At 53.6% G+C, this 12,409-nt stretch carries 11 protein-coding genes, 1 pseudogene and 1 other annotated feature; of the genes and pseudogenes, 3 read left to right on the top strand and 9 right to left on the bottom strand.

The window, feature by feature from the left end; genetic code table 11:
* Positions 1 to 2 precede the first annotated feature (2 nt).
* Positions 3 to 419, bottom strand: a complete 417-nt coding sequence (locus AC6I8N_RS11220) for a YkgJ family cysteine cluster protein (protein ID WP_497829069.1) — start codon at positions 417 to 419, stop codon at positions 3 to 5.
* 248 nt (positions 420 to 667) lie between these two features.
* Here AC6I8N_RS11220 and ompW point away from each other — a divergent pair, with 248 nt between their 5' ends.
* Entirely contained in the window at positions 668 to 1,300 is a 633-nt protein-coding gene (gene ompW, locus AC6I8N_RS11215; RefSeq protein WP_021183076.1) for an outer membrane protein OmpW, read from the top strand.
* A 54-nt stretch (positions 1,301 to 1,354) separates the two neighbouring features.
* On the opposite strand, the gene AC6I8N_RS11210 is transcribed toward ompW, so the two are convergent.
* The 3 genes from AC6I8N_RS11210 to AC6I8N_RS11200 form a co-directional block, all read right to left on the bottom strand.
* Positions 1,355 to 1,705 (bottom strand): hypothetical protein, encoded by a 351-nt coding sequence (locus tag AC6I8N_RS11210; RefSeq protein ID WP_152521865.1) that lies wholly within the window; start codon positions 1,703 to 1,705, stop codon positions 1,355 to 1,357.
* A gap of 91 nt (positions 1,706 to 1,796) precedes the next feature.
* Positions 1,797 to 3,467: a lytic polysaccharide monooxygenase gene (locus AC6I8N_RS11205; RefSeq protein WP_497829068.1), complete on the bottom strand. Its 1,671-nt coding sequence runs from the start codon at positions 3,465 to 3,467 to the stop codon at positions 1,797 to 1,799.
* A 204-nt stretch (positions 3,468 to 3,671) separates the two neighbouring features.
* Positions 3,672 to 3,986, bottom strand: a complete 315-nt coding sequence (locus tag AC6I8N_RS11200; protein WP_208723522.1) for a BON domain-containing protein — start codon at positions 3,984 to 3,986, stop codon at positions 3,672 to 3,674.
* 201 nt (positions 3,987 to 4,187) lie between these two features.
* Between AC6I8N_RS11200 and AC6I8N_RS11195 the strand changes: the two genes are divergently transcribed.
* Positions 4,188 to 4,628 (top strand): hypothetical protein, encoded by a 441-nt coding sequence (locus AC6I8N_RS11195; protein WP_497829067.1) that lies wholly within the window; start codon positions 4,188 to 4,190, stop codon positions 4,626 to 4,628.
* A 42-nt stretch (positions 4,629 to 4,670) separates the two neighbouring features.
* Here AC6I8N_RS11195 and trpA read toward each other — a convergent pair whose 3' ends face one another.
* From trpA to AC6I8N_RS11170, 5 genes and pseudogenes are all read right to left on the bottom strand, one after another.
* Complete coding sequence (gene trpA, locus AC6I8N_RS11190; RefSeq protein WP_021183081.1) at positions 4,671 to 5,474, bottom strand: tryptophan synthase subunit alpha; 804 nt, start codon at positions 5,472 to 5,474, stop codon at positions 4,671 to 4,673.
* Positions 5,474 to 6,664 carry a tryptophan synthase subunit beta gene (trpB, locus tag AC6I8N_RS11185; RefSeq protein WP_208723520.1) on the bottom strand — a complete coding sequence of 397 codons (1,191 nt, stop codon included), beginning with the start codon at positions 6,662 to 6,664 and terminating at the stop codon, positions 5,474 to 5,476. The genes trpA and trpB overlap by 1 nt, the downstream gene beginning before the upstream one ends.
* A gap of 45 nt (positions 6,665 to 6,709) precedes the next feature.
* Complete coding sequence (gene trpCF / locus AC6I8N_RS11180; protein WP_497829066.1) at positions 6,710 to 8,077, bottom strand: bifunctional indole-3-glycerol-phosphate synthase TrpC/phosphoribosylanthranilate isomerase TrpF; 1,368 nt, start codon at positions 8,075 to 8,077, stop codon at positions 6,710 to 6,712.
* Between the two features lies 1 nt (position 8,078).
* Positions 8,079 to 9,672 (bottom strand): annotated as a pseudogene (trpD, locus tag AC6I8N_RS11175) (bifunctional anthranilate synthase glutamate amidotransferase component TrpG/anthranilate phosphoribosyltransferase TrpD).
* A complete protein-coding gene (locus tag AC6I8N_RS11170; RefSeq protein WP_497829065.1) occupies positions 9,672 to 11,234 on the bottom strand; it encodes an anthranilate synthase component 1 in 1,563 nt (520 codons plus the stop codon). The pseudogene trpD and the gene AC6I8N_RS11170 overlap by 1 nt, the downstream one beginning before the upstream one ends.
* Before the next feature lie 23 nt (positions 11,235 to 11,257).
* Positions 11,258 to 11,362, bottom strand: a sequence feature (Trp leader region).
* A gap of 155 nt (positions 11,363 to 11,517) precedes the next feature.
* On the opposite strand from AC6I8N_RS11170, the gene rnm reads away from it, so the two are divergent.
* Entirely contained in the window at positions 11,518 to 12,402 is an 885-nt protein-coding gene (gene rnm, locus AC6I8N_RS11165; protein ID WP_497829064.1) for an RNase RNM, read from the top strand.
* The last annotated feature ends 7 nt before the right edge of the window (positions 12,403 to 12,409 follow it).

Below are 12,409 nucleotides of genomic sequence, written 5' to 3'. Positions count from 1 at the left end.
AATTAACCCGGCGATTGTACATGTTCTGCGGGCAGGCTGGCACCCGGATTAGGACATCTTTCTGTCATCTCAGGTAAAGAAGGGTGAAAAAGAGCAGGTAAACCATAGCGCGCTCTGGCCCGATCGCAGGCTTCGTTCAGCACGTCGTGTTCACCCGACATCTCAAATTCACGGCAAGGGGAAGGACGGTGTTGATAAATGCCGCAGGAGACGCAGCCGCCGATCTCGCCCTGCAATGCCACACAACGCGGTTCGCGTACGTTAGTGCCGCGCATATTCCGCATCAACAGGCTGAGGGGTTCGGTTAGTTCAACGGGAACGAGGCCACCCGCATCGTCAGCTTCGGCCCAATAGAAAGAAACACGGAAATGGGCGCAGCAGGCGCCACAGGTCATGCAAGGGTTAAGTGAATCGCTCATTTGATCGCCCGCTTCTCCTAAGCATCGAACCAAAATCAACGGAAGAGAAATAGCAAAGTAGTCACGCTGTGAAATTTTCGCAAGGGGATTTTTATTACGCCGTGTAAGGCCAAAATTGATCTGAATCAATTCATTGTTTTATAAGTGATTTATTTGAATTGATTCACATGCATTTTGCCTGAAAAAGCGTTAGATCTTTGCCACCAACGCTGATCAATAACATCAACAATTCTGGCAAAGGAGTGAATATGAAACTGGCAAAATGCGCGCTGCTGGTGGCACTGGCGATCCCACAATTGGCACTGGCCCATGAGGCGGGTGACTTCTTTATGCGTGCGGGTAGCGCGACAGTACGTCCGACCGAAGGCTCTGACAATGTGCTGGGTATGGGCGGTTTTAACGTTAGTAATGATACCCAACTGGGTCTGACTTTTACCTATATGGCCACCGATAACATCGGTGTCGAGTTGTTGGCTGCGACGCCATTCCGTCACAAGGTTGGTCTGGGACCAACGGGTAATCTGGCAACAGTACGCCAGCTGCCACCCACCTTGATGGCGCAATATTATTTCTTCGACAGTAAAAGCCAATTCCGTCCCTATGTAGGTGTGGGTATAAACTACACCACATTTTATGATGCCAAATTCAACCAGACTGGTCGTGATGCGGGTCTGACCGACCTTAGCGTGAAAGATTCCTGGGGAGCGGCGGGTCAGGTGGGCGTAGATTATCAAATCAACCGCGACTGGATGCTGAATGCTTCATTGTGGTACATGGATATCGATACCACCGTAAAATTTAAAGCGAATGGACAACAACAGAATATTGATACCCGTATCGATCCCTGGGTGTTCTTCTTTGGTGTCGGTTATCGTTTCTGATTGGCGATGGGATGACAGTTCCAGGTCGCCATATATGGCGACCTGATCTGAATATCAGTGGGTAAGCGGCAACGTTTGCGATGCTTCCTGCTGTCCATCGGCTGTCATTGGCGTAAACATCACCTCTTTTTGCAGCGGCAGATGGTGTGGACAGGCACCGTAGACGATGACGGTTTGTCCCGGAAGTACTGTGGTTTCATTCAACGCCACAAGCGCATCATCCGGCAGCAGTTTGATATCTTTGTCGAGTTGGATCGGCACTTTACCGTTATTCGTCACCGTCAGTCTTTGCTCTTTTATTCCCCATACCAGTGGCAGAGGGGCAGATTGTACTGCCTGAGAAAACAGCGAGCATAGCAGCAGTGCTGAAGGCACAAGGCAAAGAACCTTAATTGTCCTTGTCATATACGACTTCCTGAGCATTCGCCTCCTGACGAAACAGGAGGCGATGAGATAATCAACACGCCTTGATAATTACAAGGCGTGTGACAGGTAATTAACGGCGAACTTTAACCGTCTGGGTGGCAGTTGAAGAAAGGCCCGTGTTGGGGTCGGTAATTTTTACCTGAACGTCAACATCGAAATCTTCCATCACTACTGAGGCCGGATAATCGAGAGTCGCAATCTGACCGTGGAGATGTTTGAACACAATCTTATTCGCGTTGTTCAGCACCGACCACTCAAACTTAGCGGTATCGAGTGAAGCATTACCCGGTAAGGTTGAATTGGCTGCACTCAGGGTTGCACGCAGGTTTCCTGTTGAAATGGTGTCGTTACCCTGAATTTCCAGATTGGCGATCGGTTTGGTTTCTGTCGCTTTTACCGTCACAGTGATATCACTGCTATCGGTTTTATCACCTTTTTTCACTGTCAGGCGGTAGGTAACCTTACCGGTTGTGCCAGGTTTGATCAGCGCACGGGCTTTCGCTGTGCTGACGCTCTGCACCCATGCTCCATTGTCCATGGTTTGCATTGCGCCGATATTGTGACCCGAGACAATCGTCCACTTATAGCTATCCGCATTCTTACTGGCAGAGCCATCCAGTGGATAATTACGGGATTCTTTATTGCTCTCAACGGTAAAGTTGGTCCCTGCCACCGCAACCGGTGCATTCGTTGCTTTTTCAACAGTCATAACAACTGACTGCATATTATCTTGTAAGAAGATACCGTTATTACGAAGATCGATTGGGTCAAATGAAATACTGCCGCTGGTGCTTTGCTTACCGATCAGAACAAAATTGGAATAGTTGGTGTTAATTTCAGTTGCCAGCTCAGCAATCCATTTATCATTAACGTTAGCAGCAGTGATCTCTTTTTTAATATCAACCAGGTTGGTACCTTTAGTGCCACCCATCAAACGGAAGTGAACATATTCACCGGCTACCGGTTTGTGCTCGTGGGCAAATTTACTGTATTCAAACCAATCGGTAGTTTGACCGCCATCCCCACCACCCGGATTCTCGGGGTCAATCGGTGGTTCACCAGTTCCAGGCTGATCGATTATCACATCACTACAGTTGTAAAAACCTTCACCACGGGGGTCATTACGCTGCCAGCGTGAAAAAATCACGGCACGGCCGGTACGGTCTGTCGGAATGGTGATATTAAAATCTTCGTAGCTGGAGTAAGCGCCCGGAACGTTTCCTGGTCTATTTTGAGTTGCTTTGGAAGAAACAACGGTATCCAGTAACTCCACATCGTCCCAGCCCAGGGCTTTCTCTGCCGGATTGTACCCTTTTTTACTGATATAGAATTCAATCCATGAAGGGTCATGAGGTTGCGTATAGCCATAACGCAGTTTGACATTACCGTTGCTGTCTGGCTTGATCAGCGTGGTGTGCCATTCGGCGCGAGGTGAACTGAATCCTCTCCCTTTACTGGTACCTGAGCAAATGAGGGTGCTGGGGATCTCTTTTCTGGCTTGTTCTGCGCTGTGATTACCACCAACAAAACCTGTCAACTCTTGCCAGGTATAAATCGACTGACCACCATCATTGCTTTCTGCGGAGGCTTTTTTGCAGACATCAAGATTCTGGTTTTGATTGCAATAATACTGACGTGCTGGTGGCTCAACTAAGGCACCATGACCAAATACACTGGGTACGGAGCCAGCACAGATGCTACCAATTACTAAAGATAGCAACGTCCGATGTTTAAGTTTCATCAGGGAATATCCTTTTGATTATTCATTTGCTGTGTGATTAACAAGAAACGGTGGTTATCACCTTTTTCGTGGGAATTATAAAAACGACACAGACGAGATAAAATAATCAAAGGATGAGAAAGGAGACGGGTTTATTTAGAAATGTCTTGATAATTTTAAGATGTAGTGCAATAAAATCGGGCGACCAGATAGTCGCCCGATAACTTATTTGATTTGCATATTATTTACGACAGATTTAACACCGGCGACGGTGCGTGTCACCGCCACGGCACGGTTCGCCATTTGCGGTGAACTGACGAATCCACTCAACTGTACGCGCCCTTTAAAAGTTTCCACATTGATCTCCGTGGATTTCAGCGAGTCATCTTTCAACAACTCTGTTTTCACCTTGGTGGTAATCACCGTGTCATCGATGTAACCCCCGGTTCCTTCCTGCGTTGACGTAGGTGCACATGCGCTGAGTGCTAGCGCCATCACCGCAGCCATCAGCAATCCTGCAACGACTTTGAACAAATTCATCGGTTATCTCCTTGTCATACATGATGTTTCACCGCGATGTGACGGTGCGATTAAAGTGTGGTGTGGCGGTTGGGAATGGTCAAATGACCGGGTGGAAAAAACACGGAATATGGCGTTTTTTGCCACTTATTGATCCCATTGCTTTATTTGGCAATCGGTTACGCTGTGAACACCTCAGCCACTGCCTTCAGGGATCAAACAATGAAAAAAACCCTTATCCTGATCATCGCCACCGTTGGCTACCTTTCCTGGTTACAACTTTTTGCCAACCAGACATTGCCGGTGCCACACGCGCAGGCGGAATCCCGGCTGATTAATCCGCACCTGGGCACCATCTGTAAGGCGACCACCGCCATTAGCTTCGGGCGTAATTTCCGCATCATGCAACTGGACAAAGTCGACGAACAGGGCGTTGCCTGGGTGCATTATCTGCGTCCATCGGATCATTCGCGCTGGGCGATTCGTTGTCGTTTACAGGAGGATCGGGTGATTTGGATGGCGGATAATCCCGACAGTGATGCACGTTGGCGCATCGGTCCGGACGATGAGAAGATCACCTGGCGTATCAGCGAAGACAATCTCACTCTCAGGCTGGTTTACCCGGATGGCTCTGGTGATGAGCAAACTTTTCAACTGGAGTAGGGAGAACGCCTTATCCGCCATGCGGCAGATAAGGCGGGGCGATTAACGGGTTGCGGCCTTCAGATTGCTGACAAAGGCTTGCAGTTCGCTCAGCAACGTCTCTGGTTGATGTTGATTACGTTCAATAATCTTCACAATAGCAGAACCAGAAATGGCACCGGCAGCACCAGCGCTGACGGCTTCTTTCACCTGACCCGGTTCAGAGATACCAAAGCCCTGCAACGGCGGTGCAGCATGGTATTCACGCAATTTGTCGATCAGGTGCTGCAACGGCACATGGGCACGGTTTTCAGAACCGGTCACTCCGGCGCGTGACAGCAGGTAAGTATAACCACGGCCATGCGAAGCAATTTCACGCAGCAGATCATCATCGGCATTCGGCGGGCAGATAAAGATCGGTGCTACATTGTGGCGCATTGCCGCCTGACGGAACGGGGCGGATTCTTCCACCGGCACATCGGCCACCAGGACGGAATCGACACCAACGGCTGCGCACTGGGCGTAGAAGTTATCGATCCCTTTACTGAACACCAGGTTGGCGTACATCAACAGGCCAATTGGCAGCTCAGGGTATTTCTGGCGTACGGCTGCCAAAATTTCAAAGCATTGTGCGGTGGTGGTTCCGGCGGCAAAAGCGCGCAAAGTGGCGTTCTGGATGGTCGGACCATCGGCCAGCGGATCGGAGAACGGAATGCCTAATTCCAGCGCATCGGCACCGCCCGCGACCAGCGCATCAATAATCTTCAGCGACATCTCTGGCGACGGATCGCCCAGCGTGACGAAAGGAACGAACGCACCTTCTTTGTTCGCCGACAGACGTTTAAACAGCTGATTGTAACGTTCCATCAGATCTCTCCCTTCGCTTTCAAAATATCGTGAACGGTAAAAATGTCTTTATCGCCGCGGCCAGACAGGTTAACCACCAGCAACTGCTCTTTTTCCGGGTTTTCACGGATCATCTTCAACGCATGGGCGAGGGCGTGTGAAGACTCCAGTGCCGGGATAATCCCCTCGGCACGGGAGAGTTGCTTAAAGGCGTCCAGTGCTTCGTCGTCGGTGATCGACACATATTCAGCACGACCAATGCTGTTGAGATGGGCGTGTTGTGGTCCCACCGACGGGAAATCAAGACCCGCCGAGATAGAGTACGACTCCTCAATCTGGCCTTCTTCGGTCTGCATCATCGGCGCTTTCATGCCGAAGTAGATGCCTACTCGGCCATGCTTGAGCGGTGCGCCATGCTCACCGGTTTCGATACCGTGACCTGCCGGTTCAACGCCGATCAGACCAACGCTGGTTTCATCGATAAAGTCAGCGAACATGCCGATGGCATTCGAGCCACCGCCGACACATGCCAGAACTGCATCCGGTAAGCGACCTTCTTTTTCCAGAATCTGCGCTTTGGTCTCTTCGCCAATCATACGCTGGAACTCGCGCACAATGGTCGGGAAGGGGTGTGGACCTGCCGCGGTGCCGAGCATGTAGTGTGCGGTTTCATAGCTGCCGGACCAGTCACGCAACGCCTCGTTACAGGCATCTTTCAGCGTGGCGGAGCCGCTGTGCACCGGGATCACCTCTGCACCCATCAGGCGCATACGGAACACATTAGGTGACTGGCGCTCCACGTCTTTCGCGCCCATATAAATGCGGCACTTCATACCCAGCAGCGCACAGGCCAGGGCAGAGGCGACGCCGTGCTGACCCGCACCGGTTTCCGCGATGATTTCATTTTTGCCCATGCGCTTTGCCAGCAATGCCTGACCAAGCACCTGGTTAGTTTTGTGCGCGCCACCGTGCAGCAAATCTTCACGCTTCAGATACAGGCGAGTTTTGGTGCCTTTGGTCAGGTTGCGGCACAGCGTCAGCGCCGTGGGGCGACCGGCATAGTTTTTCAGCAGGTCAGTAAATTCGGCCTGAAAATCCGGATCGCGCTGGGCTTCGACAAATGCCGCTTCCAGCTGACGCAGAGCAGGCATCAGGATTTGCGGCACATATTGCCCGCCAAACTCGCCAAAATAGGGATTCAGTAACGTCATCTTCTCATCTTCCTTATCCAGCCCGCTCCCGGCGGGCAAGAGAAATTAATAGGCGCGTAAGGTGCGGAACACTGCGGCAATTTTGCTGGCATCTTTAATGCCCGGCGACGATTCCACACCAGAATTGAAGTCCAGACCGGCGCAACCCAGTTGTGCCGCTTCGACACAGTTGTCGGCGCTTAATCCGCCCGCCAGCAGCACATTGCTGAGATCCTGTCCCTGCAACAGTGACCAGTCAAAACGCTGGCCGGTACCGCCCTGACCATTATCAAATACATAGCGGTCAACATGCGGCCAGTCGCGCGCAGGGAGCGCATCTTTGATACTCAGCGCTTTCCAGATCTGCACGGTTTCCGGCAAGGCCTGACGCAGTTCGGCAACAAATGCCGGGTTTTCATCGCCATGCAACTGGACGGCGAACAGGTTGAGCGCGTTGACTTGCGTGACAATGTCACTTATGCCCTGATTGCGAAACACGCCAACGTATTTCAACGGTGCAGCGGCGATCACCGCCTGCGCCTGTTGCGTACTCACCTGACGTGGCGAGCCTGCGGCAAAAATCACCCCACCATAAATGGCACCGGCCTCATGGGCGCTGCGCGCATCTTCCGCACGGGTCAGGCCACACACCTTGTTGTCACCCAACAATACGCGACGCACGCCTGCGTTGAGGTCATCTTCTTCCATCAGCGCCGAACCAATCAGGAAACCATTGGCAAAATGGCTGAGTTCACGGATCTGTGCATAGTTATGAATGCCGGACTCACTAATCACCGTTACGCCGTGGCTGAGGCGTGGAGCAAGCTGGCGTGTACGATTCAGGTCAATCGACAGGTCGCGCAGGTCGCGGTTATTGATGCCTACCACTTTGGCTTCCAGCGCGATGGCGCGTTCCAGCTCTTCTTCGTTGCTAACCTCGGTCAGAACACCCATTTTCAGGCTGTGGGCCACCGCGGCCAGTTGGCGGTACTGCTCGTCATCCAACACCGACAGCATCAACAGAATGGCATCGGCCTGGTAATGACGCGCCAGGTAGATCTGATAAGGGTCGATGATAAAATCTTTGCACAGCACCGGTTGCGTGATCGCCGCACTGACGATGGGCAGAAACTCGAAGTTGCCCTGGAAGTATTTTTCATCGGTCAATACGGAAACGGCGGAGGCATAGTTCCGATAAATACCGGCGATGGTCGCGGGATCAAAGTCCTCACGAATCAGTCCCTTCGACGGTGACGCCTTTTTGCATTCCAGAATAAAGGCAGTTCGTGTACCGCGCAGCGCATCGTAAAAATGGCGTTCGGCCGGTTGCAGGCTGTTCTGGAAAGTGGTCAGGGGCTGCTGCGCTTTACGCGCCTCGACCCAGACGGCTTTATCCAGCACAATTTTTTCTAACACGGTTCCCTTAATGCTCATCTCATCCTCTCGCTGCCAGTGCGACAACGCGTTCATAGGCCTGACCGCTGCGAATGGCGGTGATGGCGCGTTGTGCGTTATCACGCAAATCTTCATTACCAAATACTTTCAGCAACATCGCCACGTTCACCGCAACGGCTTCCTCGTGCGCTTGCTGGCCTTTACCCTGGAGTAAACGCGTCAGAATGTCACGGTTTTCTTCCGGTGTACCGCCCGCCAGCGCTTCTTTGTCGTGGAAGCGGAAACCAAAGTCTTCTGGCGTCAGCTGATAGCCGGTAATTTCGCCGTCACGCAGCTCCGCCACCTGGGTTGGGCTATGCAACGCCACTTCGTCCATTCCGCCACCGTGCACCACGGCGGCACGCTGGTAGCCGAGCACTTTCAACGTCTGGGCAATCGGCAGCACCAGCTCCGGGCTGTACACGCCGATCACCGCCAGCGGTGGACGCGCCGGGTTAATCAACGGACCGAGTACGTTGAACAGGGTGCGGGTTTTCAGCTGCTGACGTACCGGCATCGCGTGACGGAAACCGCTGTGATATTGCGGCGCGAACAGGAAACAGACGTTCAGATCATCCAGCGCCTGGCGCGCATGCTCTGGCGGCATGTCCAGATTGATGCCAAACGCCGCCAGCAGGTCGGACGAACCGGATTTGCTCGATACGCTGCGATTGCCATGCTTGGCGACTTTCAGGCCACAGGTCGCCGCAACAAAGGCGCTGGCGGTGGAGATATTAATGCTGTTGCTGCCGTCACCACCGGTGCCAACGATATCGGCAAAGGTGTAATCCGGGCGCGGGAAGGGTTTGGCATCTTCCAGCAGCGCTGACGCAGCACCGGCGATCTCTTCCGGGCGCTCGCCACGCACTTTCATGGCAATCAGCGCAGCGGCCAGTTGGGTCGGTTCCAGTTGGCCGGTAATAATGGCGCTAAACAGCTGATGGCTTTCAGCCTGAGTCAGCGTCTGGGCCTGATAAAGTTTTTCCAGAATAGCTTGCATCATTATCTCCCTATTACTTCGCCAGCGCCCAGGCCAGCGTCTGCTCTAACAAACGTGCGCCCTGGGTGGTCAGAATAGATTCAGGATGGAACTGGAAGCCGCATACGCGATCGGCATCGTGACGTACCGCCATCACCATGCCGTTGTAGCTGGCGTTCACCGTCAGCTCGGCTGGGGTATTGCTCCCCACCAGTGAGTGATAGCGCGCGACGGGCAGGGGATTGCTCAGACCGGCAAACATGCCAATGCCGTCATGGGTAATGGAGGAAGCTTTACCATGCAGAATTTCACCGGCCTGACCTACCTGGCCGCCATAGGCTTCAACAATCGCCTGATGGCCGAGGCAGATACCGATAATCGGCAGGCGGCCACGCAGGGTGCGCAACAGTTCCGGCATACAACCGGCATCTTTCGGCGCGCCCGGTCCGGGAGACAGCATCAGCACCGGGTTTTCCATCTGCTGTAAGCGTTCAACCAACAGCTCCGCTGGCAGGTTATTACGGTAGATCACCACGTTGTGGCCGAAGGTCCGCAGCTGATCAACGAGGTTGTAAGTAAAGGAGTCGATATTATCGAGCAGCAGGATATCGGCCATCAGAAAATCTCCTTGCAGTGATGGGCGGTGGCAATCGCGCGCAGCACTGCGCGGGCTTTATTACGGCTTTCATCGGCTTCCGCCTGGGGCTGAGAATCCAACACGATACCGGCACCGGCTTGTACCGTGGCGACGCCATCTTCCACCCAGGCAGAACGAATGACGATACAAGTGTCGAGGTCGCCGTGCGCAGTGAAGTAACCGACCGCACCGCCATAGCTGCCGCGACGAGTGCCTTCGGCGTTGGCAATCAGTTGCATGGCACGCACTTTAGGCGCGCCGCTCAGGGTGCCCATGTTCATCACGGCACGATAGGCATGCAGCACATCCAGGTCATGACGTAACGTACCCACCACGCGGGAAACCAGATGCATCACATAGGTGTAGCGGTCAACGCTGGTCAGATCGGCGACATAGCGGCTGCCCGGCACACAGATGCGTGCCAGATCGTTACGCGCCAGATCGACCAGCATCAGATGTTCGGCCAGCTCTTTATGGTCGGTACGCATTTCCAGCTCGATACGGCTGTCCAGATCGCGATCCAGCGAGCCATCGGCATGACGGCCACGCGGGCGTGTACCGGCGATTGGGTAGATTTCAATCTGACGACTGGTGGCATCGTATTTCAGCGAGCTTTCCGGCGAGGCGCCGAACAGCGCGAAATCCTGGTCCTGCATAAAGAACATATACGGGCTGGGGTTGCTGTTTTTCAGCGTGTCATAGGCCGCCAGCGGTGACGGGCAAGGCAACGAGAAACGACGCGATGGCACCACCTGGAAGATCTCACCAATGCGAATGGCTTCCTGCATCTGGCTCACCACGTTGCAATAGACCTCATCGCTTTGGTTGGTGCTGAGGGCCATATGTTCTACGGTTTGCACCGGCAAGGCGGGTGCGGGCTGTGTCATCTGTCCACGCAACTGTTCGACACGACTTTGCAGACGTTGGAACTCGCTGGTGGAAGGGCAGAACAGGCTGGCCTGTAGGCGAGCACTGCGCGTCTGATGGTCAATCACCAGCAAGGTTTCTGCCAGATAGAAGCAGTAATCCGGGCAGCGCTGATCATTGCGAAGCTCAGGTAATTCTTCGAAACCGGCCACCAGGTCATAGGCGAATAATCCACCGAGGAACATCGCTTCACGCTCTTCCTCCGGGCTTTGCACCAGTTGCGGAATCAGACGTAACGCGTCAAACACCGACAACGCTTTCAGGCGCGAATCTTCATCCTGTAAATCCTGGGGTTGCGGGAAGTGCAGCTCACGGCCATCGGGACGTACAGCAATCTGCACCGCCTGCGGTAATGCTTCATCCAGCAGCGCCAGCAATGAGCGGCCATTCTCAGACAGCGCCTGAATAGTGACTACGTTGCCGGTAGCGCTGATACGCAGGGCGCTATCCACGATTAACAGGCTTTTCAGGTTACGTTTGCTGTCGATATCGGCGGATTCAAGCAGCAGGGTTGCCGGACGTGCGCCGCATAATTGATGAAACACTGCGGCCGGATCTTCGCGATAGGGCGCGGTGCCGGTAATCAACTTCAATGTAGGTTTCGCATTTGGCATGATGAATTCTCTGAATTTAGCTCAAAAAAAAGCCCGCTCGGTGGCGGGCTCAGGTATCTGCACAGCGTTTACGCAAGTTGTGCACGACGACGTCGCCCGTGTTCGGGAACATCGCGCCACCAACCATTTGAATGCGTGTGAACAACAGCCATGATTAAATACCCGTTACGTGTGAACTTGCGTACTAGTTAACTGGTTCGGCTGAAAAAAGTCAATACCCTTTTTCAGTTAAGGGCAAAATCGGTATCATGCCTGCCGGTTTATGCAGTTGCTGGAGCTATTCTTGTCGGACATCCCCCGTTTTCCCCTTTACGATTTACACAGCCATACGCTGGCTTCTGACGGCGTGCTGACCCCTGCGGCGCTGGTGCAGCGCGCAGTGGAGATGCGTGTCGGCGTGCTCGCCATTACCGATCACGATACCGTTGCCGGGGTGGCCGAAGCGCAACAAACGGTAGCGCAGCACAACTTGCCGCTTAAAGTGGTCGCCGGGCTGGAAGCCTCAACGTTATGGGAAAATCATGAAATCCATATTGTCGGATTGCATGTCGACTGCCAGCATCTGGCACTGACCCAATTCCTGGCGCAGCAACATCACTGCCGTGAGCAACGGGCGCTGCTGATCGCCGAACGGCTGGAGCGCGCACGAATTCCTGGTGCGCTGGACGGAGCGCAGCGTCTGGCACAGGGTGGGGTGATCACGCGCGGCCATTTTGCTCGCTATCTGGTTGAAATCGGGAAAGCGGATAACCTTGCCCAGGTGTTTAAGAACTACCTGGCGCGTGGGAAAACCGGTTATGTGCCCCCGCAATGGTGTACAATTAAACAAGCCATTGATGCAATTCATGATTCTGGCGGCTTTGCCGTGCTGGCACACCCCGGACGTTACGGTCTTTCCGGCAAATGGCTGAGACGACTGATTGCCCATTTCACGGAGGCAGGTGGCGATGCAATGGAAGTGGCGCAATGCCAGCAGGCGCCAAACGAACGTAGCCAGCTGGCAACGTATGCCCGCGAACATCAGCTGGCAGCGTCGCAGGGATCTGATTTTCACCAACCCTGTCCGTGGATCGAACTGGGTCGCAAGCTGTGGTTACCAGGCGGTGTGGAACCGATCTGGGAACGCTTTCCCGTGCTTGCGCCTGAGCTGAACCCCAGCGACAGGTGATATGAGG

This window comes from Pantoea sp. X-Soil-TKNS-1279, assembly GCF_059730565.1.
This window is presented reverse-complemented; position numbering and strand designations above follow the sequence as displayed.